Here is a 21,445-nt window from a genome sequence, read left to right as displayed (position 1 = left end):
TTGTCATGACATCGGGCTGTCCGTAGACTGCCGCGCATGCCGAGACCTCCCTTTACTCTCCGTCCCGTCCCTGCCTCCACTGTCGATCCGCTGCGCCGCGCCCTGCTCAAAGCCGGGCTGTTGAGTGCGGCGGCGCCGCTATGCCAGCCGCTGCTCTCCTGGGGGGCGACAGCCACCGGTGAAGTGGTCAACGACATCACTGGTATGAATCCGGTGGCTGTGGCGCAAGTGGCGACGCCGCGCAGCAATGCTGACATTCAGCAAGCGCTGCGGCAGTGGCCCGGCCCGGTGTCGATAGGCGGTGGCCGCTTCAGCATGGGTGGGCAGATAGCCAGTCCGGGTAGTTTGCATCTGGACATGCGACGCTTCAATCGCCTACTCAGCCTGGAGCCGCGCTTGCGCTTGGCGCGGGTTCAGGCCGGCATGAGCTGGCGTGAGCTGCAGCAATGGATAGACCCGCATGGGTTGGCTGTGAAAATCATGCAGAGCTATGCCAACTTCAGCATTGGCGGTTCATTGTCGGTGAACGCCCACGGCCGTTACGTCGGCCTGGGGCCGCTGGTGAACGCGGTGCGCTCCATCGTGATCGCGTTGGCCGACGGCAGTTTGCTGTCGGCCAGCCGCCAACAGCGGCCGGAGGTGTTTTTTGCGGCGATAGGCGCTTATGGCGCGCTAGGCGTGATCTGCGAAGTAGAGCTGGAACTGACGGACAACCAGCGGTTGGAGCGGCAGGTCAATCGCATGAGTCTGGATGACTACCGCGATTTCTTCTTCAAGCATGTTCGCGCTGACAGCCGTGCGGTGATGCACAACGCCGATCTGGCGCCGCCTTATTTCCAGATGGCGACCGCAGTGACTTGGCGCGTGAGTGATAAATCGCTGACGGATAGCCGCCGGCTAACGCCTCAAGGACAGCGCTATTGGCTGCAAGAGGGCGCGATCCGTGCCTGGGCAGAATTGCCTGGTGGGCCAGTCTTGCGCAAGAAGATCGCGGATCCGTTGCGCTTCGCCCGCGCCGCCGTGCTCTGGCGCAACAGGGAGGCCAGCCTGGATGTGGCCTCGCTGGGCCGCATCGCGGATGCTGAGCACAGCTTCGTGTTGCAGGAGTACTTTGTCCCGGTGGCTAAACTGGAGCATTTTGTCGCCGCGATGGCGACGATTCTGGAAACGCACAAGGTGGCCGCACTCAATGTGTCGATTCGGCATTCACCGGCGGACGCTGGCACCGTATTGGCCTGGGCGCGGCAGGAGGTGTTCTCGCTGGTGCTGTATTACCGGCAAGGCAAGGACGAAGCCGCGCGGCGCCAAGTGGGGCAATGGACCCGCCAATTGATAGACGCCGCGCTGGCTCAGGGCGGCAGCTATTACCTGCCTTATCAGCTGCATGCCAGCCGCGAGCAATTCCACCAGGCTTATCCCGGCGCCGGAAAGCTGTTGGCACTGAAGCGGGTATTGGATCCTGCCAGCCGTTTCCGCAATCAGCTGTGGAATCAATATCTGATGGTCTAATCGTCGGTTTAAAGCCTGCTGCGTTTGAACAAGTGCATGGCGGGTTGGCTTCGCCTCAGGCGGGCAGGAAGGCGGTGGCCTCGATTTCGAACAGCATGCCGTCCAAGGCCAGCCGCGGCACCGGGATCAGGGTGCAGGTCGGCGTTGGCAGCGCGCCCCAGGCGGCGCTTAACAGCGCGCCGAAGGCCTGCAGCCGCGCCTCGCTGTGATCGACGATCAATACCGTCAGCTTGGCGACGTGGGCGAGATCGGCGCCGCCGGCGGCCAACGCGGTGCGCAGATTGGCCAAGGCTTGGCGCACTTGCGCCTCGAAGCCGTCTGCCAGCTCGCCGGCGGCGTTTTCGCCGCCCTGGCCGGCCACCAGCAACATGCGGCTGCCGGGGTTGACGATGGCCAGATGGGAATAGCCGTTGGGCGCCGGGTCGTAGAGGCCGGCGGGATTGCTCAGGCTGAAGGGGATTGCGTTGCTCATCGGTTTTCTCCTGCTGGTTTGCCGGGCGGCGCAGCGCCGCCCTGGGGTTAGCGGGTTTGCGCGGCGACGGCGGCGGGGGCTTGCATCGCCTCGGCGTAGCCCTGCGGCGCAAAGCGGCGGGTCAGCACCAGCAGGCCGGTGATCAACAGCGCCAGGCACAGCCAGGCCAGGTTGAAGCTGGAGGTGGCATCGCGGATCCAACCTGCGGCGAACGGCGCCACCGCGGCGATCAGATAGCCGATCCCCTGCACGAAAGCCGACAGCTGGCCGGCGTTGCGCGCGTCTTCATAGTGGTGCAGCGTCAGGATCATGGTCAGCGGGAACAGGCCGCCCACGCCCAGTCCCAGCAGCGCCACCCACAGCAACAGCAGGCCGCCGTGCGGCGCAAGCACCATGCCCAGCAGGCCGGCCAGCACCGCCAGCAGCACCAGAGTCAGCCAGCCGCGCATGTCATGGCTGCGCGCCGACAGCAGCGGAATGGTCAAGCCTGACACCACTTCCATGCCGGTCATGAAGCTAAGCATCAGGCCGCCTTGCTGCTGGCTCCATCCCAATTGTACGAATAAGGCGGGCAACCACGCCAGCGAGCTGGCGTACACGGCGGTGCCGATGCCGAAATAGAAGGCCAGCAGCCAGGCGCGCGGAATCTGGCTGAATTGCGGCGCTCGGGCGGCGGAGCCGCCGCCGGGAACGCCGCGCGGCGCGCTCAGCAGCCAGCAGGGCAGCGCCAGCACGGCCAGCGCGGCCCAGGCGGCCAGCCCGTTCCGCCAGTGCGCGCTATGCGTGGCCAGCCACGGCGCGCCAGCGGCGGCCAGCGAGGCGCCGCCCATGATGGCGGTGATGTAGAAGCCCATCAACGCGGAGACCTTATGCGGGAAATGCTGCTTGATGAAACCGGGAATCAAAGCCTGGGCCAGCGCGATGCCGATGCCGGCCATCAAGGCGGTGGCCAACAACGCGCTGAAGCTGGCGGGCAGCCAGCGCAGCGCGCTGGACAAGAGGATGAGCAGCAGGGCGATGACCACCCCCTGGCGCGCGCCGGCGCGGCGTTCCAGCCAACTCCCCAAAAAGGCGCCGGCGCCCATGGTGGCCACCGGCAGCGTAGTGAGCAGGGAGGCATCGCTGAAGCTCATGCCGGTGGCGTGGCGCAACTGATCCAGCAGCGGACCGATGGCGGCGAGGGCGGGCCGCAGGTTGAGGCCCACCAGGATGATGGACAACGCCAGCCATAGCGGGCGCTGAACGGGAGTGTCTTGCTTCATGAGGTTCTTCTTTCGGTGGGGGCGAGGCTAGGCATGAGCTTGGGCTCGGCTTGCGCTTCTCCTGGGAAACTTTGCAGCCATTGGCTCAGCAGCGCGGCCAGTTGCTCGCGTTGTGGCTCGGTCAGCGCGGACAGCGCGGTTTCCTGGGTGGCGATGTGGGCGCTCATCGCCTGTTCTATCAGTTCCAGCCCGGTCGGGCTCAATCGGATCAGCATGCCGCGGCGGTCGTTGGGGTCGGGAAGGCGCTCCACCCAGCCGGCGTTTTCCAGCCGGTCCAGCCGCTTGCTGATCGCGCCTGAGGTCAGCAACAGCGTGGTGTACAGCATGGTGGGGGAGAGCTGATAGGGCGCGCCGGCGCGGCGCAGCGTGGCCAGCACGTCGAATTCGCCGTCCTTGAGCCCGAAGCGGGCGAAGTTGTCGGCCAGCGCCCGTTCGACATGAGTGACCAGCCGCGCCAGCCGGCCAATGATGCCTATGCTGGCGCTATCGAGGTCGGGGCGCTCGCGTCGCCACTGGGAAATAATGGTGTCGATTTTGTCCATGGCGGCGATTATGCCATGGATATGTATTCCTGGGAAGATATTTCACATCAAGTATCTTTATATGAAATTATATGGATGCATGAAGCGTCATTGTCATCCTCCGTTTCAGCTGTCCGGGTGCAGCCAGGCGGATTTGAAATCGAACCATCCCAGGCTGTTGAGGCGCACGCCCTGCATCTGGGCCGGGCCCTGCAGGCGCAGCCAGTTGTGAAACAGCGGCAGCATCCAGCGTTGTTGGACCACGGCGGCGGACAGGTCCTGAGCGTGAAACAGGCCCTGGCGCCAGCCTTGGCGCCATTGCGTTAGCGGCAGCGCCGGCTCCAGACAACGGCGCAGCAGCGGAGTGCCCAGCACCCAGGCGGCCACAGAGTATTCCGGCCGGGTGGCGAAGTTGACCGAACCCAGCCATAAGTCGGCCTCGGCCTGCCCCTGTTCCCAGTCGGCGTAAGGCAGCGCGCGGCACTCCAGCGCCACGCCGTGGCTTAGAAGACAGCGAGCCATCGCGGCAGCGATCAATTGGTACTCCGGATGCTGTTCGTAATAGGCCAGCCGCAGCATGCTCAGCCCCGCCGGCGGCTGCAGGTTCAGGGGGGGCTGGGCGTGGTGCCAGTTGGGAAGCAAGCCCGCGGCCGGGGCCCAGTACTGGCGCACCGCCGGCGCGGTTTCGTGCATGACGGCCAACGGGGTCAGTGTTTGGGCCAGCCAGTCGCGCAGCGCCGTATCGCGCATGAGGGGCGAGCGGCTGTCGGCAAGCAAGAAATACACGCCGGACTCCAGCGCCATCTCGGTTTGCACGCTGGGCTCGCGCGGGTTGATACGCACTTCCAGGCCGCAGACTTGGCCGTCGCCGTGCTCCAACTGCTCGCCCAGCTCCGGCATCATCCAGATATCCACTTGGTCCAGCAGCGCGCGGTAGCCGAAGTAGTCGTCGAAGGCTTGCAGGCATAGCTGGTGGCGGGTATTGGCGGCCACGCGATAGGGGCCGGTGCCCACCGGGCGGGAGGCGAAGTCGGCGCGCGAGGCGTGGTCGGCGGGCAAGATCAGAGCGGCGCTGTCGGCCAGCAGCCAGGGCAGCCACTGGTCGGGCTCGCTCAATTCCAGCGCCAGGCTGCGCGGCGACAGCGGCCGCACCGCAGCCAGGTGGGAAAACAGCGGCTGCGCGCGCAGCCGCAGCAGCGAGGCCTGGACATCGGCGACGCCGAGTTCGACGCCGTCATGCCAGCGTACCGCCGGGCGCAGGTGAAAATGCCATTCCAGCGGACTGTGCTGGTTCCAGTGATGGGCGAGATCGCCTTCCACTTCCCCTTTTTCCTCGTTTATCCGGGTTAGGCCGTTGAAAATCTGCCCAACCAGATGGCGTTCCGAGCGGCGCAGCGGCGTGCCGGGGTAGAGATTGGGCAACGGCCGGTAGTAGGGCACGCCCAGTACTTGGCGGTCTTGGCTCCAGCGTTTACCCAGCCGCGCCAGCAGCAAGGGCGCCAGTTCGCCGCGGTCGTCGCCCAGCAGGTCCACCGCCTGTTCCACCTTGCCTTGCTCCAGCAGTTGCGCGGCGCGTTCCCGTTGCAGCTGCTCCGGAGCTTGCAGAAAGCTCAGCCGCGAGCGCATGCCTCGGCCGGCCCGCGCTTGCCATGCTATCCAGCCTTGAGCCTGCATCTGTTGCAGCAGGCTGCGCATGTGTCGGCGGGTGCAGAACAGCAGATCCGCCAGCTGCTGCAGCGAGACGGCCTCGGTCTGGCCGGCGAAATGGCGGTGGAGTTTTTGGTATTGCTGGGCGAGCCGCGCGGACATAAGGGGAAGTTTCCTGATTCAAAGTCAGCAATTTTTATTGCCTCATATTGCGCCGACAATACTCGCATCCACAGCGGGAGTCCACAGCGATGAAAACCGAACAGATCTTATTGTTTTATCGACGCTTTCTCGACGGCAAAAAGCCGGTGCTCGGCCTGACGCCGCAAGCGGCGCTGGCCAGCTTGAACGAGCTGATGCAATGGCAACTGCCGACGGAAGACGGCGCAGAAAAAAAGCCGGGCGAACCCGGCTTGGAAGGTACTGAGGAGAACGAGGGAGTTCAGCGTAAGTAAGGCAGGTAGGGCGCCTCATCGCGGATGGCATAGGTCTTGCCGGCCAGGGTCACGCTGAAGTTGCGCGGACCGGAGATCGGCAGATAGTAGACCACGGCCAGGCTGACGCTCTGACCCGGGGCCAGCGTTTGCCACGACGGCAGCTTGACCGAGACACGATGAGCGTCGCCCTTCAGGCCGCCGATATTGTTGCCGCTGTGTCCGACGCTGATCACCTTGAGCCCAAAGCCGGACTGGTCAGCGAAATTGGACGGCGCCGAGGTGGGCACGTCGAACTGGAACTCAGTGCCGCCAGGCAGGCTGCTGCCGGAGCGGTTGGTGATGGTCAGCTTGGGGTTGATCGGATAATTGCTGTCGCCCAGCGCGAAACCGTCAAGCGAGAAGCCCACGTCGATCGCCGCGGTGGCTGCCGGCGCGGCGGCGGGTTTGACGCTGACGGCGGCCGGTTTGCTGAAGGCGTTGTACAGCAGGCTGGTCAGCGTGGTGCCGATGAAGTACTCGCCCTTGCCGCCGTTGCGGTCCTGTTTCCAGTCGTAGTCGCCGGCCAGTTCCCAGAACATCACGCCGCCGACGTTGTTGGCGTCGACCCAGGCGGCTTTCTTAGCGATAGATTGTTCATCCTCGGTGGACAGGAATACCTTCTTGCCGGCGTTCCATAGCCACGGCGCGCTCAGAGTGTCGTTGTAAAAGCGCTGGTAGCTGCCGTTGAGCTGGTTTTCCGGCTTGCTCGGGTCCAGATAGGCGGACAGATAGCTGCCGGCCTGGTTTTTCTCCAGGTTTTTGGCATGCCACATCGGGTTGGAGCCAGCGCCCACTTCACGGCCTTGTTCGTCCAGGTCGTGCCACAGATTGTCTATGCCCACTGCGCCGTCGCCGCAGGTTTTCAGACCGGTCGGGCAGTTGCCGCCCACTGAAGTGCCCCACAGTCCATTGCTGCCGCCGTTGACGTTTTTCCAGCCGCGGGTGTAGTAGGGCACGCCGATATTGACGCGCGCCGCCGGCAGGCCGCCGCGGTAGTAGTGGTAGGACCAGTCGGTGTTCAGATAGCCGATGCCGCCGTATTGCGCGGTGGTGTACACGCTCCAGCGTGCCAGTTCGGCATCCTTGCCGTCATCGTAGAGCGCGGCGTTGGGACCGACGAACTCGTTCCAGGCGCCGTGCAGGTCATAGGACATCACGTTGACGAAGTCGAAGTTGCGCAGGCTTTGGAAGGCTTCCATGCCGCGCAGCAGATAGCCGGATGCCGGTACCGCGGCCGTGAGCTGGTAGTAGCGGCCATCCTGGGCGGCGGCGCGGTCCAGCCGTTCGCGCAGCGTTCGCGTCAGCGCGTTGAAGCCCTTGTTCAGCGAGCCGCGGCGGGCGTTGGCCACGCTCCAGTCCAGCGGGTTGCCGGCGTCGTTCATCGAGGTTGGGTATTCGAAGTCGATGTCCACGCCGTCGAAACCGTATTTGCGCAGGAAGGCAACGGCGGAGTCGGCGAAGGCGTCGATGCCGGATTGGTTGACGCTGCCGTCGGCGTTGATGGTCATGCTGTAGAAGCCGCCGCTGTTGACCCGTTTGCCGTCCGCGCCGAAGTAGCCGCCGGTTTCGGCCCAGCCGCCCACCGAAACCAGGGTTTTGACGCCCGGATATTTGCGCTTGTACTGGGTCAGCAGGTTGAAGTGGCCCTTATAGGGCAGGCTGGCGTCCATCTCAGCGCCGGGCACGCCCGGCCAACTCATGTCGGTGGCCGGGTTGCCGGGATTGTTCTCGCCGACCGACAGGCGGTTGTTGCCGTCCACGTGGGCGAAGGCGTAGTTGATGTGGGTGAGCTTGCCCCAGGGGATGTCGCTGGCGAGATAGGCGGGCTGGCCGTTCTTGCCGGTGCGCCAGCTGGTGAAGTAGCCGATCAGACGCTTGCGGCTGCCGTTGGCCAGTTGTTCGGCGCCCCCTTTTTGGTAGGCCGCGCAATACGGCACGTCCACGCCGTCGGTGCGCGCCAGGCCTTCCGGCCGGCACAGCGCGTTGCCGGTGGGCGGCGGCACTTGCACCAGCGGCGGTTCGGTCGGGTTTCCGCCGCCGCCGTCGCACTGGCCTATCAGCTTCCACGGGCTGGCGTCGCCGGCTGCGGGCGTGTTGCCCTGAGTCCACCATTTGGCCTCCCAGGTCTGGCCCTGGTAGCTGACGCGCTGGCCGCCGGTGTAGATCGATCCGGAGCTCCAGGCCGGGTCCGCGCAGCTGGCGGCCGCGGTTCTGATCAGGCTGTCGCGCGCGGCGGAGGCCGGCGCTTTGGCGGCGGTGGGGGCGTGCTGGGCGGCCAGCAGCGCGGCGCCGGCCACGGCGGTGCCGGCCAGGCCGGTTTTCAGCAGCAGTAAGGCTTTGCTCACAGTCCATCTCCTTCTTGGAAAAAGGCGGGGGCGAAAGGCCGGCGGGAAGCGCCGACTTGTATTTAAGTTGTATTAAAGTTGTATGTAAGTGGTATTGGGTCTAAGCATGTGCATGGAGGGACTAAGCACACACCTGTTCTTTTTTTCAGGTGTATTTACGCGGCTGTTTGCTAGTGCCAGAGCGGGAGCGAATTTCCCAACCGGCCAAAGCCCGGCTGGGCGGCGCTTACGCTGTTTGGGGGCTTGGGAGAGGGGAGGCGCGGCGGGCGGAATGCTGCAATGCGGCACCTTGACCGTGAATAGTAGCGAGGCGAGCGAACTGTCGTTTTTTCGCGGCAGGAATTATCGAAACAGGTTTAGTCGAAATTCAGTTGACTGCCGGCGGCGATGGGATGCTGGAGCGTCAGCGCGTGACGGGCGTAGCCGGTGCAGTGGCAGGCGAACAAGCGGTCCGGCGCCAATTGCTGAAAGTAGCGGCGGGTCTGCCAGACGCGCCATGGGCTGGCACTGCGCAGGTGGAAGCCGCCTATCACCGCGTGGACGCGGGGTTCGGCGCACACTTCGCGCGCGTAGTCGACGATGTGGCGGATGCCGGAATGAGCGCAGCCGCTGAAGATGATCAGACCTTGCTTTCCGCGATAGGCCAGTGCCGAATCATCGGCCACCGGGTCCGGCCGGTGGCCGCGCGCGTCGATTAGGCGGCCCAGGGTGCCGCGCCCTTCGGCGTGGCGCAGCCGCGGAATCTGACCGAGGAAGACATAGCGGTCGGCGAAGGCGTGAGGCTGGGCGTGCAGTTGCAGCTCGAAGCTGGTTTCCAGTTCGGCGGCGGCAAGCGGCGCGCCCAGTTTGCGCAGCGTGATCGGCCCCAGCCGCGCTTCGCGCGCTTGGAAGGCCTCGGGGTGGGCCAGCAGCGGGAGCAGCGGCGCCGCGCGTTCGCGCAGCAGCCGGCTTAGCGCCGGCAGGCCGCCGCTGTGGTCGTAATGGCCGTGGGAGAGCACTACCCGGCTCAGCGTGGCGAGATCGACGCCCAGCTGGCTGGCGTTGTATAGCAGCGCGTCGCTGCGGCCGGTATCGAACAGGATGCGCTCTTCGCCGTCCTCGATCAGCAGCGCCAGGCCGGGTTCGGCGATCAGGTCCGGCCGCAGGCTGTGGTTTTCCGCCAGAACGGTGACGCGCATCGTTTATTGGCCGCGCATGAACAGCTTGTCCAGCTCGCGCATGGACAGCCGGGTCCAGGTGGGGCGGCCGTGGTTGCACTGGCCGGAGCGTTCAGTGGCTTCCATGTCGCGCAGCAGCGCGTTCATCTCCGGCAGCGTCAGCTGTCGGTTGGCGCGTACCGCGCCGTGGCAGGCCATGGTGGCCAAGAGTTCGTTGCGGCGCTCGGTCAGCACCTGGCTGAGGCCGAATTCGCGCACGTCCTTCAGCACCGCGCGCGCCAGATCCACCGGGTTGCCGTCCTTCAGCCACACCGGCACGCCGCGTACGGCGATCTGGGTGGGAGACAGCGGCGCCAGTTCGATGCCCAGCCGCTTCATTTCCTCGCCGTGTTCGTGGGCGGTCGCCACTTCCATGCGATCGGCGGCGAAGGATACCGGCAGCAGCAAGGGCTGCATTGGAATGGTGTCGGCTTCCAGCGCGGTTTTTAGTTGTTCGTAGACGATGCGCTCGTGGGCGGCGTGCATGTCCACCAGAATCAGCCCGTCTTCGCACTGGCTGAGGATATAGACGCCGTGTAGCTGCGCCAGCGCGAAGCCCAACGGCGGAATGCCGTCCGCGCTTTGCGGCAGCGCGGCCACGCGCTGCGGCGGCAGGCTGTATTCCACGGGCGCCGGCGCGGCGGTCTGGGCGCGCTCTTCCTCGCGAAGACCGCCGAACAGCTTGTCGTAGATGCCGGTGGCCTCCCTGGCCACGTGCAGCGGCATCGCTTGCTGCTGGTAGCGGAAGCCGGTTTGCGGCGAGGAGCCGCCGGAAGGCGGTGCGGCGGTGCGGCTGAATGATTTGTCGAACAGCGGCGCGGATTCGCCCTGGGGCAGCGCGGGAGCGGCCTCCGCTTCGTTATCCGCGTTGGCGATCTGAACGGTAGGCGCGGCGCCGGCGGTGGTGCTGGCCAAGGCCTTGTGCACGCTGTGGAACAGGAATTGGTGGATGGCCTGCGATTCGCGGAAGCGCACCTCGATTTTGGTCGGGTGCACGTTGACGTCGACGCCGGACGGCTCCATGGTCAGGAATAGCGCGTAAGCGGGGTGGCGCTCGTGGTGCAGCACGTCGCGATAGGCCTGACGCAGCGCGTGCAGCGCGGTCTTGTCGCGGACGAAACGGCCGTTGACGTAGAAGTACTGGGCGTCGCGGCTGGCCTTGGAATAAGTGGGAGAGGCGACGAAGCCGCTGAGCGTCAACGGACCGGCGGCGGTGTCGATCTCGATGGCGGCGGCGACGAAGTCCTTGCCCAGCATCGCGCCCACGCGTTCGGCCAGGCTTTGCGCCGGCAGGCGCCAGATGACCTTGCCGTTGTGGCGCAGCATGAATTCAACGTGCGGATGCGCCAGTGCGATGCGTTCGAAAACGGCTTCGCAATGCGCGTATTCGGTATTCTCGCTTTTCAGGAATTTGCGCCGGGCCGGAGTGTTGAAATAGATATCCACCACTTCCACGCTGGTGCCGGGCGAGTGGGCCGCAGGCTCCACCGGGTGCAGCGCGCCGTCGATGGCGATGACTTGATGAGCGTGTTCCGCGTCCGGCGGCCGGCTGACCAGGGTCAGCCGCGACACCGAGGCGATGCTGGCGAGACCCTCTCCGCGGAAGCCCAGCGTGGAGACGTTTTCCAGATCGTCCAGCGAGGCGATCTTGCTGGTGGCGTGGCGGTCCAGAGCCAGCGCCAAGTCTTCCGCCGCGATGCCGCTGCCGTTGTCTGTGACGCGCAGCAGCTTGATGCCGCCCTGGGCTAGGTCCACTGTGATCTTGGAGGCGCCCGCGTCCAGGCTGTTTTCCAGTATCTCCTTGAGCGCGGAAGCGGGGCGTTCCACCACTTCGCCGGCGGCGATTTGGTTGACGAGGTGGTCGGGCAGGCGTTGGATGCGTTTCATGAGCGGCATGTGGGCGTGATGTCAAAGCAAAAGGCCGCGCGAAGAGCCTGTTCAGTGTCTGCTGCGCGTTGGAGATACGGCGTCGAAATCGTCTTCAGAATACTCATGTACAGTCTGTACACTCCGCTTCTTCAGCCGTTTTCGCCTTGTCTCGCCTTGTCCCGCGAGGCTTTGAACAGGTCTTTGGGCGACCTTGTCGATTCTACTACGGATCAGCCGCGGGCGGCCGCGCGCTTGTGGCGCCAGATTTCAATCAGCCCCGGCAGGAAGGAAACCAGAATGATGCCGAAGATCAGCAATTCCAGGTTTTTGCGAACAAAGGGCAGGTTGCCGAAGAAATAGCCGGCGTAAGTGAAGCCAACCACCCAGGCGATGGCGCCCACCACGTTGTAGCGCAGGAACTGCGGGTAGTGCATCTTGCCGATCCCGGCGACGAAGGGCGCGAAGGTGCGCACGATGGGCACGAAGCGGGCGAAGATGATGGTCTTGCCGCCGTGGCGTTCGTAGAAGGCGTGGGTTCGGTCCAGATATTGCGGCTTCAGGATGCGCGGGAATTTATCGAACAGCTTCATGCCGACATTGCGGCCGATGGCGTAATTGGTCGCGTCGCCAAGGATGGCGGCGACAATCAGGAGCAGCACCAGCAAGTGCGGGTTCATCTGGCCCATGGCGGCCAGCGCGCCGGCGACGAACAGCAGGGAGTCGCCGGGCAGGAAGGGGGTGACCACCAGCCCGGTTTCGCAGAACACGATCAGGAACAGAATGGCGTAGATCCAGAGGCCGTAGGCGGCCACCAGCTGGGTCAGATGAGTGTCGATGTGCAGGATGAAGTCGATCAGAAAAGTGATGGCTTCCATGATGTCGTTGCGCTCGGTAAGGGTGCTGCTCGGGTTAAATGTAAAACTGGCCGGACAAGCCGGCCAGCGTTTGGAGAAGTGATCAGACGACCGCTTCTTCTTTTGGTTTCACCGGCTTGATCATGTGCTCGCGTTTCACGCCCAGCCACAGGGCGATCGGGCTGGCCACCAGCACCGACGAGTAAATGCCGAACACGATGCCGATGGTCAGCGCCATGGCGAAGCCGTGCAGCGCCGGGCCGCCGAACAGCAGCATGGACACCACCATCATCTCGGTGGAGAAGTGGGTGATGATGGTGCGGCTCATCGTGGCGGTGATGGCGTTGTCGATGACCTCGGCCACGCTATGGCCCTTCATGCCCGGTTTGCGGAAGTTCTCGCGAATCCGGTCGAACACCACCACCGATTCGTTGACCGAGTAACCCAGCACCGCCAGGATGCCGGCCAGCACGGTCAGCGAAAACTCCCAGCGGAAGAAGGCGAAGCAACCCAGGATGATCACCACGTCGTGCATGTTGGCGATGATGGCCGCGATGGCGAAGCGCCACTCAAAGCGAATGGCCAGGTAGATCATGATGCCCACGCACACCAGGATGGTGGCGGTCAGGCCATGAGTCACCAGTTCCTCGCCCACGCTGGGGCCCACGAAGTCCACTTTGCGCAGCTGCACGGCGCTGTCGCTGGCCTTGAGCATGCCCATCACTTTTTCAGACAGCTGGGCGGAAGTGACGCCCGGCTTGTTGGGCAGGCGTATCATCACATCCCGGCTGCTGCCCAGGCTCTGCACTGTGGATTCGCCCAGCTTCAGCTCGTCCACTTTGTCGCGGATGGCGCCCAGGTCGGCGGACTGCTGGTATTGCACTTCCAGCACGGTGCCGCCGGTGAACTCCACGCTGTAGTTCAGGCCGCGGGTGGCCAGAAAGAACACGGCCAGGATGAAGGTCACCAGCGAAATGGTCGTGGTGAGCCGGCCGTAGCTCATGAACGGGATGTCCCGTTTGATGCGGAAAAGCTCCATGTCCGGTCCTTATCCTTTGTTTTCCGGTTTCCACACCTGGCCGATGGCCAGCGTGGTGAGTTTGCGGCGGCGGCCGTACCACAGGTTGACCAGGCCGCGGGAAACGACTACCGCGGAGAACATCGAGGTCAGGATGCCCAGGCTGTGCACCACGGCAAAACCACGCACCGCGCCGGAGCCGAAGATCAGCAGCGCAAGGCCGGCGATCAAGGTGGTGACGTTGGAGTCCAGAATGGTGTGCCAAGCGTGGGTGTAGCCGGCCTGGATCGCCGAGTGCGGCGGCACGCCGTTGCGCAGTTCCTCGCGGATGCGCTCGTTGATCAACACGTTGGCGTCGATGGCCATGCCCAGCGCCAGCGCGATGGCGGCGATGCCGGGCAGGGTCAGCGTGGCCTGAATCATCGACAACAGCGCCAGCAGCAGGAAGACGTTGATCGCCAGGGACAGCGCGGAGAACACGCCGAACATGCCGTAGTACAGGATCATGAAGGTGGCGATGGCGGCAAAGCCCCACAGCGTGGCGTGGAAGCCCTTCTCGATGTTTTCCTGACCCAGGCTCGGGCCGACGGTACGCTCTTCGACGATGTTCATCGGCGCGGCCAGCGAACCGGCGCGCAAGAGCAGCGCGGTGTCGTTGGCTTCGGCCGGGTTCATGCTGCCGGAGATCTGTACGCGGCCGCCGCCGATTTCGGAGCGGATCACCGGCGCGGTGACCACTTCGGCGCGGCCTTTTTCCACCAGCACCATCGCCATGCGCTTGCCGATGTTCTCAGCGGTTACCTGGCGGAAGATGGAGGCCCCGGCGGAGTCCAGATTGATGTGGACGGCGGGCGCGCCGTTTTCGTCGAAGCCGGCCTGGGCGTCGTTGATATTGTCGCCGGTCAGCTCAACGTCCTTGCGCACCAGGATTTTCTGCACGCCGCGCGAGGAGGCTTCGTCCAGTAGCTCGTAGCCCGCGGGCACGTTGCCGGCCATGGCGTCGGCCATCTTGCTCGGGTCATCCTCCACCATGCGCACTTCCAAGGTGGCGGTGCGGCCGATGATGTCCTTGGCGCGAGCGGTGTCCTGAATACCAGGCAACTGCACGACGATGCGGTTCGGGCCGTTTTGCTGAATGATGGGCTCGGAAGTGCCCAGTTCGTTGACGCGGTTATGCAGCGTGGTGATGTTCTGTTTGACCGCGTCGCCTTGGATCTTGGTGATCTCCTCCGGCTTCAGGGTCAGCGTCAGCCGGTAGTTGCTGTCGTCGCTCTTGACGGTGAGCGAGGGCAGGCTGCGGTAGACCACGTCCTGCGTGGACTTCAGCGTGTCGGCGTCGCGCAGTTGCACTTCCAGCGTGTTGCCGTTGCGTTTGATCGCGCCGTAGCGGACTTTCTTGTTCTTCAGCTCGCGGCGCAGGTCGCCGGCGTAGCGTTCCATCGTCTTGTCGATGGCGGCCTTCATGTCCACTTCCAGCAGGAAGTGCACGCCGCCGCGCAGGTCGAGGCCGAGGAACATCGGATGCGCCTTCAGGCTGGTCAGCCAGGCGGGGGAGGCGGACAGGAGGTTCAGCGCGATGATGTAATTGTCGCCCAGCGCGTGCTGGATGGCGTCGCGCGCCTTCAACTGGGTGTCGGCGTCCTTGAAGCGGACTCGCAGGCTGGCGCCGTCAAGGAACAGGCCGTCGGGAGTGATGTTCTGCGCCTTCAGTGCCTCTTCCACGCGCGTCATCACGGCGGTGTCCACCGGAATGGATTGGCGCGAGCTGGAGACCTGGACCGCAGGAGTCTCGCCGTAGAAATTGGGCAGCGTGTAGATCGCGGAAAGGATCAGGGCCACCGCAATGACGAGGTATTTCCAAAGAGGGTAGCGGTTCATGTTTTAGTTCGGGAAAAGAAAATGAACCGGCCACCGGCAGCGCGCTGCGGTGGCCGTCGGCTGAATCCTTAAAGCGACTTCAGCGTGCCTTTTTCCAGCTTGGCGGAAACCGAGCCGCGCTGAACGGTAATTTCCACGCCGTTGGCGATTTCCAGGGTCAGGAATTGTTCACCAATCTTGGCTACGCGGCCAACGATGCCGCCTTGGGTGGCGACTTCATCGCCCTTCTGAATTTCCGACAGCATCTTCTGATGCTCTTTCATGCGCTTCTGCTGAGGGCGAACCATCAGGAACCAGAACAGCACGAAGATGGCGATCATCGGCAGGAAACCCATCAGATCGAAACCTCCTGCTGCGGCGCCGGTGTTGGCGAAGGCGGGGCTGATAAAGGACATCAAACTACTCCCTTAGATTATTTGTTATGGCTGGTCAAAATAAACGGACCATTGTAGCCATGCTGGTCCGCTTTTTCCAATGCTTGCAACGGTCAGGCCTGTGACAGACCGAGACAGCGAGTGGTTCCTTAGTTGACGCCGCGGGCGCGCTTGGCGGCGAACTCCAGGCGGAAGTCCTCGAAACGGTCTTCCTCGATAGCGCGGCGCATCTGGCGCATCAATTCCTGGTAATAGTGCAGGTTGTGGATGGTGTTGAGGCGGGCGCCCAGAATTTCGCCGACGCGGTGCAGGTGGTGCAGGTAGGCGCGGCTGAAGTTGCGGCAGGCGTAGCACTCGCATTCCTCGTCCAGCGGGCGCTTGTCGTCCTTGTAGCGCGCGTTCTTGATTTTGACGTCGCCCCACTGGGTAAAGATCCAGCCGTTTCGCGCGTTGCGGGTTGGCATTACGCAATCGAACATGTCCACGCCGTTGGCCACGCCGTGCACTAGGTCCTCCGGCGTGCCCACCCCCATCAGGTAATGGGGTTTTTCCGCGGGTAGCATGTCCTTCAGTTCGGTCAGCATCCGGTACATTTCCGGTTTGGGCTCGCCCACCGACAGGCCGCCGATGGCGATGCCGTCGAAGCCCACCTGCATCAGGCCTTCCAGCGACTCCTGGCGCAAATCGGTATATAGGTTGCCCTGAACGATGCCGAACAGCGCGTTGGGGTTCTTCAGATCGTCGAAGGCGCGGCGGGAGCGCTCGGCCCAGCGCAAGCTCATCTGCAGAGACTTCTGCGCGGTGGCGTGGTCCACCTGGCCCGGCGTGCATTCGTCCAGCTGCATTACGATGTCTGAGTTGAGCACGGTTTGAATCTTCATCGAGATTTCCGGGCTCAGAAACAGCTTGTCGCCATTGATCGGGCTTTGGAAAGTGCAGCCTTCCTCGGTCAGCTTGCGCATATCGGACAGGCTGAATACCTGAAAGCCGCCGGAGTCGGTGAGGATGGGCTTGTCCCAGCCGATGAATTCGTGCAGGCCGCCGAACTGTTCGACGATCTCCAGCCCCGGGCGCAGCCACAAGTGGAAGGTGTTGCCCAGGATGATCTGGGCGCCGATGTCGTTCAACTCGACCGGGCTCATCGCCTTGACCGAGCCGTAAGTGCCCACCGGCTGGAACACCGGCGTCTCCACGGTGCCGTGGTTTAGCTCCAGCGTGCCGCGCCGCGCGCCGCCGGAGGTTTTATGTACGGTAAACTTCAGCATGATTCGGGGATTGCTCTGGTATGTTTGTTTAGCAAAATCAGCCGGCTAGTATACCGTAAGCCGCGTCCGCTGGGGCTTTGTTCCCATTTCCCTCTTGAGGCCGATGAAAAAAACGCTTGCCAAGACGGGTGGGCTTGTTTAGTATTCGCAACTCGACGACAGGCACGTAGCTCAGCTGGTTAGAGCACCACCTTGACATGGTGGGGGTCGTTGGTTCGAGTCCAATCGTGCCTACCAAATTCAAACGCATGGAGCGTTACAAGTGTACAACTTGCGAACTACCACAACCCGACATACTCACGCTAGCTGAGCCTTGCGGGTTGTTCCATGCAAAAAAAGTGCGGCTCAGGCCGCACTTTTTTTTTACCCTTCGCTTTCTAAAAATTTCTCTCTCGCCTTGTTGGAGTTGACATGCCAGACATTCGCTTGCCGGACGGCTCGATCCGTTCGTTCGATAAACCGGTGACGGTTCATGAAGTGGCTGCGTCCATCGGCGCCGGGTTGGCGCGCGCGGCGCTGGCCGGCCGCGTCGACGGCGTGCTGGTGGACACTTCCCACACCATCGCTCGCAACGCCGATCTGGCCATCATCACCGATAAGGATGCGGACGGTCTGTCCATTATTCGTCACTCCACCGCTCACTTGCTGGCCTATGCCGTCAAGGAACTGTTCCCGGAGGCTCAGGTCACCATCGGGCCGGAGATCGAGAACGGTTTCTACTACGACTTCGCCTACAAGCGCCCGTTTACGCCGGAAGACTTGGCCGCCATCGAAAAGAAAATGGCCGAGCTGGCGAAAAAGGACATTCCGGTGGAGCGCTACGAGCTGCCGCGCGATGAGGCCATTGCCTACTTCAAGAGCATAGGCGAGGCCTATAAGGCCGAGATCATTGAGTCCATCCCGCAAGGCGAGGTGTTGAGCCTGTATCGCGAGGGCGAATTCACCGATCTGTGTCGCGGCCCGCACGTGCCGTCCACCGGCAAGCTCAAAGTGTTCAAGCTGATGAAGGTGGCCGGCGCTTACTGGCGCGGCGACAGCAAGAATGAAATGCTGCAGCGGGTTTACGGCACCGCCTGGGCCAAGAAGGAAGACCTGGACGCCTATCTCTACATGCTGGAAGAGGCGGAAAAGCGCGATCATCGCAAACTGGGCGTGCAGTTGGACCTGTTCCACCTGCAGGACGAGGCGCCGGGCATGGTGTTCTGGCACCCCAAGGGCTGGCAGTTGTGGCAGAGCGTCGAGCAATACATGCGCGACAAGTTGAACCGCGAAGGTTATAAGGAAATCCGCACCCCGATGATGATGGACGCTCATCTGTGGGAGCGTTCCGGCCACGCCGCCAACTACCGCGAAAACATGTTCATCACGGAGTCGGAAAAGCGCGACTACGCGGTCAAGCCGATGAATTGCCCCGGCCATGTGCAAGTATTCAACAGCGGCTTGCGTTCCTATCGCGACCTGCCGCTGCGTTATGCGGAGTTCGGCTCCTGCCACCGCAACGAGCCCTCCGGCGCGCTGCACGGCATCATGCGCGTGCGCGGCTTTGTGCAGGACGACGGTCACATCTTCTGTACCGAAGATCAGATCAACCAAGAGGCCAAGGATTTCCATCGCCTCGTGATGGAAGTGTACGAGCGCTTCGGCTTTGACAAGGTTGCGATCAAGCTGGCGCTGCGTCCGGAAAAGCGCATCGGCGCCGAAGAAACTTGGGACAAGGCTGAAGAAGGCATGCGCGAAGCGCTGCGCGCCTGCGGTGTGGAGTGGGAGGAGTTGCCGGGCGAGGGGGCGTTCTACGGTCCCAAGATCGAATATCATATCAAGGACGCGCTGGGCCGCTCCTGGCAGTGCGGCACCCTGCAGTTGGACTTCATGCTGCCGGAGCGTCTGGATGCAGAATACGTGGCCGACGACAACAGCCGCAAGCGCCCGGTGATGCTGCATCGCGCTGCGCTGGGTTCGCTGGAGCGTTTCCTCGGCATCCTGATCGAAAACCATGCCGGCGCCTTCCCGTTGTGGCTGGCTCCGGTACAAATGGTGGTGATGAATATCACCGAAGCGCAGGCCGAATACGCGGCCGATGTGGCCGCGAAACTGCGCGAACAAGGCTTCCGCGTTGATCTTGACTTGAGAAACGAGAAGATCGGCTATAAAATTCGCGAGCACAGCCTGCAAAAGTTGCCGTACCAGATTATCGTCGGCGACAAGGAGAAGGCTGGCGAGTTGGTTGCCGTACGCTCCCGCGGGGAAGACCTGGGGCAGCTTACGCTGGATGCGCTCATTGCGCGCCTCAAGGCTGAGATGCCTGAGGCCTGATTCCGGCAGCGGCAGGCATTGAGTTTAGATTAATAGGAGATTTGGCTATAGCTCAGGAACGCGAAGCACGGATCAACGGCGAGATTACCGCCCGTGAAATTCGTCTGGTAGGTAAAGAAGGTGAGCAGATTGGTGTTGTCAGTCTGCGTGAGGCAATGGCGCTGGCGGAGGAAGGTGACGTGGATTTGGTGGAAATCTCCCCAACCGCGCAGCCTCCGGTATGCAAGCTGATGGACTACGGCAAGTACAAGTACGAGCAGTCCAAGAAGCGTCACGAAGCCAAGCAGAAGCAGAAACAGGTTCAGATCAAGGAAATCAAGTTCCGTCCGGGTACCGACGACGGCGACTACAACGTCAAGTTGCGCAACTTGACCCGATTCCTGGCTGACGGCGACAAGGCCAAGGTCACCCTGCGCTTCCGCGGTCGTGAGATGGCCCACCAGAACATCGGTTTGGAATTGCTTAAGCGAGTCGAAGCCGACTTGTCTGAAATTGCGGTTGTTGAGCAGTTTCCCAAGCTCGAAGGCCGCCAGATGGTCATGATGATTGCGCCGAAGAAGAAATAATCGGTATAATCATCAAATCGACACGGCAGGGTTCGCTCTGCCGTGTTGATTTTGTAGGTCGGCAACGATCTGCCCAAAAGCGTGACACGATGGTTTTTCAAGCGTTTCCAGATCCGTCTGGCAACCACCTCGCGTCTAATCTAATCAAAATTCAGCAGGAGCAGTCCATGCCGAAAATGAAAACCAAGTCGAGCGCGAAAAAGCGTCTCAAAGTACTGGGCAATGGTGGTGTAAAGCGCTCTTACGCGTTCAAGCGTCACATCCTGACCAAGAAAACCACCAAGAACAAGCGCCAACTGCGTGGCACTACCATGGTAGATAGCACCAACATGGCCTCTGTTCGCGCAATGATGCCCTACGCTTAAGGAGACTAAGATATGCCACGCGTAAAACGCGGTGTAACCGCTCGTGCTCGTCACAAGAAAATCCTCGCACTGGCGAAAGGCTATCGCGGCCGCCGGAAGAACGTCTATCGCATCGCCAAACAGGCGGTGATGAAAGCCGGTCAGTACGCTTACCGCGACCGTCGTCAGAAAAAGCGTCAGTTCCGTCAACTGTGGATTGCTCGTATCAACGCAGCTGCTCGTGAAAACGGCCTGCCGTACAGCAAATTCATGAACGGCCTGAAAAAAGCCTCTATCGAAATCGACCGCAAGGTCCTGGCCGACCTGGCCGTGTTCGACAAGCCGGCTTTTGCACAGATCGTCGAAAAGGCGAAAGCAAGCCTCGCTGCTTAATCGCCCGGACGGATCAAAAGGGAGGCACATGCCTCCCTTTTTTTAATGCGGCCAAGCCGCGAGCATGATTCAAGATCAAGACGGTTGGCCAGACTCGCTCGGATTCTGGGGCGCGTGTGGCCAGCTTTCTTTCGCATACGGTGTGGAACACGATGAACAACGTTGACGCGATTCTCCAATCCGGCCTGACCGCGGTAGCCGCGGCGGCCGATCTCGTTGAACTGGAGCAGGTCAAGGCCCGCTATCTGGGCAAGAGCGGCGAGTTGACCGAACTCCTGAAGCAGCTGGGCAAGCTGCCCGCTGAAGAGCGCAAGGCCGCCGGCGCCACCATTAACGTGGCCAAGCAGGCTTTTGAGGCCGCGCACAAACAGCGCCTTGATCAAATGAACGCCGCCAAGCTGGAGGCGCAACTGGCCGCCGAGGCGCTGGACGTGACCCTCCCAGGGCGCGGCAGCAACGGCGGCGGCTTGCATCCGGTGGCGCTGACTTTGGAGCGCATCGCCGGCCTGTTCCGCACCATGGGTTTCGAAGTGGCGGACGGTCCGGAGATCGAAACCGATTTCTATAATTTCCAAGCGCTGAACATCCCGGAAAACCATCCCGCGCGCGCGATGGCCGACACCTTCTACGTGGAAGGCGGCGACGTGCTGCGCACGCATACCAGCCCGATCCAGGCGCGCTTCATGATGAGCAATCAGCCGCCCATCAAGATCGTGGCTCCGGGCCGCGTATATCGCGTCGACTCCGACGCCACCCATTCGCCGATGTTCCACCAGATGGAAGGCTTGTGGGTGGAAGAGGGCGTGTCCTTCGCCGATCTCAAGGCGGTGGTGACCGATTTTCTACGTCGTTTCTTTGAACGCGACGACCTGCAAGTGCGCTTCCGTCCGTCCTTCTTCCCCTTCACTGAACCGTCGGCGGAAATCGATGTGCTGGGCGAGCGTGGTTGGCTGGAAGTGGGCGGTTGCGGCATGGTGCACCCCAATGTGTTGCGCAATGTCAACATCGACCCGGAGAAGTACACCGGCTTCGCCTTCGGCATCGGTCTCGACCGCTTCGCCATGTTGCGCTACGGCGTCAACGACCTGCGGCTGTTCTTCGAGAACGACCTCAACTTCCTGAGACAGTTCAACTGATCGCGTA

Annotated in this window: 19 protein-coding genes and 1 tRNA gene; 8 read left to right on the top strand and 12 right to left on the bottom strand. The window is 62.7% G+C overall.

Going from position 1 to position 21,445, the window contains the following annotated elements; genetic code table 11:
- Positions 1–36 precede the first annotated feature (36 nt).
- A complete protein-coding gene (locus DXT74_RS18680) occupies positions 37–1,509 on the top strand; it encodes an FAD-binding oxidoreductase (RefSeq protein ID WP_196783788.1) in 1,473 nt (490 codons plus the stop codon).
- A gap of 55 nt (positions 1,510–1,564) precedes the next feature.
- Here DXT74_RS18680 and DXT74_RS18675 read toward each other — a convergent pair whose 3' ends face one another.
- The 4 genes from DXT74_RS18675 to sgrR form a co-directional block, all read right to left on the bottom strand.
- Positions 1,565–1,981: a RidA family protein gene (locus tag DXT74_RS18675; RefSeq protein ID WP_194426734.1), complete on the bottom strand. Its 417-nt coding sequence runs from the start codon at positions 1,979–1,981 to the stop codon at positions 1,565–1,567.
- 47 nt (positions 1,982–2,028) lie between these two features.
- A complete protein-coding gene (locus tag DXT74_RS18670) occupies positions 2,029–3,243 on the bottom strand; it encodes a cyanate transporter (RefSeq protein ID WP_194426733.1) in 1,215 nt (404 codons plus the stop codon).
- A complete protein-coding gene (locus DXT74_RS18665) occupies positions 3,240–3,785 on the bottom strand; it encodes a MarR family winged helix-turn-helix transcriptional regulator (protein WP_194426732.1) in 546 nt (181 codons plus the stop codon). The genes DXT74_RS18670 and DXT74_RS18665 overlap by 4 nt, the downstream gene beginning before the upstream one ends.
- Before the next feature lie 105 nt (positions 3,786–3,890).
- Positions 3,891–5,573 (bottom strand): HTH-type transcriptional regulator SgrR, encoded by a 1,683-nt coding sequence (gene sgrR, locus DXT74_RS18660; protein ID WP_194426731.1) that lies wholly within the window; start codon positions 5,571–5,573, stop codon positions 3,891–3,893.
- Positions 5,574–5,662: 89 nt separating this feature from the next.
- On the opposite strand from sgrR, the gene DXT74_RS18655 reads away from it, so the two are divergent.
- On the top strand, positions 5,663–5,866 hold the full coding sequence (locus tag DXT74_RS18655) for a hypothetical protein (protein WP_043633835.1): 204 nt from the start codon (positions 5,663–5,665) through the stop codon (positions 5,864–5,866).
- On the opposite strand, the gene DXT74_RS18650 is transcribed toward DXT74_RS18655, so the two are convergent.
- From DXT74_RS18650 to tgt, 8 genes are all read right to left on the bottom strand, one after another.
- Positions 5,854–8,232, bottom strand: a complete 2,379-nt coding sequence (locus DXT74_RS18650; protein WP_194426730.1) for a glycosyl hydrolase family 18 protein — start codon at positions 8,230–8,232, stop codon at positions 5,854–5,856. The two genes, DXT74_RS18655 and DXT74_RS18650, sit on opposite strands and share 13 nt — an antisense overlap.
- Before the next feature lie 356 nt (positions 8,233–8,588).
- On the bottom strand, positions 8,589–9,410 hold the full coding sequence (locus tag DXT74_RS18645) for an MBL fold metallo-hydrolase (protein WP_194426729.1): 822 nt from the start codon (positions 9,408–9,410) through the stop codon (positions 8,589–8,591).
- A gap of 3 nt (positions 9,411–9,413) precedes the next feature.
- The gene (mutL, locus tag DXT74_RS18640; RefSeq protein WP_194426728.1) at positions 9,414–11,315 is read right to left on the bottom strand and encodes a DNA mismatch repair endonuclease MutL; all 1,902 of its coding nucleotides are present in this window, start codon (positions 11,313–11,315) and stop codon (positions 9,414–9,416) included.
- 212 nt (positions 11,316–11,527) lie between these two features.
- Positions 11,528–12,172: a DedA family protein gene (locus tag DXT74_RS18635; protein WP_043633826.1), complete on the bottom strand. Its 645-nt coding sequence runs from the start codon at positions 12,170–12,172 to the stop codon at positions 11,528–11,530.
- An 82-nt stretch (positions 12,173–12,254) separates the two neighbouring features.
- Positions 12,255–13,190, bottom strand: coding sequence for a protein translocase subunit SecF (gene secF, locus DXT74_RS18630; protein WP_043633823.1), 936 nt, complete (start codon positions 13,188–13,190; stop codon positions 12,255–12,257).
- A gap of 9 nt (positions 13,191–13,199) precedes the next feature.
- A complete protein-coding gene (secD, locus tag DXT74_RS18625) occupies positions 13,200–15,047 on the bottom strand; it encodes a protein translocase subunit SecD (protein WP_194426727.1) in 1,848 nt (615 codons plus the stop codon).
- 68 nt (positions 15,048–15,115) lie between these two features.
- Complete coding sequence (yajC, locus tag DXT74_RS18620; protein ID WP_019103235.1) at positions 15,116–15,442, bottom strand: preprotein translocase subunit YajC; 327 nt, start codon at positions 15,440–15,442, stop codon at positions 15,116–15,118.
- 128 nt (positions 15,443–15,570) lie between these two features.
- Positions 15,571–16,686 carry a tRNA guanosine(34) transglycosylase Tgt gene (gene tgt / locus DXT74_RS18615; RefSeq protein ID WP_019103236.1) on the bottom strand — a complete coding sequence of 372 codons (1,116 nt, stop codon included), beginning with the start codon at positions 16,684–16,686 and terminating at the stop codon, positions 15,571–15,573.
- Between the two features lie 160 nt (positions 16,687–16,846).
- On the opposite strand from tgt, the gene DXT74_RS18610 reads away from it, so the two are divergent.
- From DXT74_RS18610 to pheS, 6 genes are all read left to right on the top strand, one after another.
- A tRNA-Val gene (locus DXT74_RS18610) sits at positions 16,847–16,923 on the top strand.
- 174 nt (positions 16,924–17,097) lie between these two features.
- The gene (gene thrS, locus DXT74_RS18605; protein ID WP_019103237.1) at positions 17,098–18,999 is read left to right on the top strand and encodes a threonine--tRNA ligase; all 1,902 of its coding nucleotides are present in this window, start codon (positions 17,098–17,100) and stop codon (positions 18,997–18,999) included.
- A 41-nt stretch (positions 19,000–19,040) separates the two neighbouring features.
- Positions 19,041–19,565, top strand: a complete 525-nt coding sequence (gene infC, locus DXT74_RS18600) for a translation initiation factor IF-3 (RefSeq protein WP_081556240.1) — start codon at positions 19,041–19,043, stop codon at positions 19,563–19,565.
- A gap of 167 nt (positions 19,566–19,732) precedes the next feature.
- Positions 19,733–19,930 carry a 50S ribosomal protein L35 gene (gene rpmI / locus DXT74_RS18595; protein WP_019103239.1) on the top strand — a complete coding sequence of 66 codons (198 nt, stop codon included), beginning with the start codon at positions 19,733–19,735 and terminating at the stop codon, positions 19,928–19,930.
- A 12-nt stretch (positions 19,931–19,942) separates the two neighbouring features.
- Positions 19,943–20,302, top strand: coding sequence for a 50S ribosomal protein L20 (gene rplT / locus DXT74_RS18590; RefSeq protein ID WP_019103240.1), 360 nt, complete (start codon positions 19,943–19,945; stop codon positions 20,300–20,302).
- Between the two features lie 152 nt (positions 20,303–20,454).
- Positions 20,455–21,438 carry a phenylalanine--tRNA ligase subunit alpha gene (gene pheS / locus DXT74_RS18585; RefSeq protein WP_043633812.1) on the top strand — a complete coding sequence of 328 codons (984 nt, stop codon included), beginning with the start codon at positions 20,455–20,457 and terminating at the stop codon, positions 21,436–21,438.
- Positions 21,439–21,445: the final 7 nt, after the last annotated feature.

It is taken from the genome of Chromobacterium sp. Rain0013, assembly GCF_015291765.1.
Classification (GTDB): domain Bacteria; phylum Pseudomonadota; class Gammaproteobacteria; order Burkholderiales; family Chromobacteriaceae; genus Chromobacterium; species Chromobacterium haemolyticum.
The sequence above is the reverse complement of the archived record's forward strand: the minus strand, read 5'-3'. Positions and strand labels throughout refer to the sequence as shown.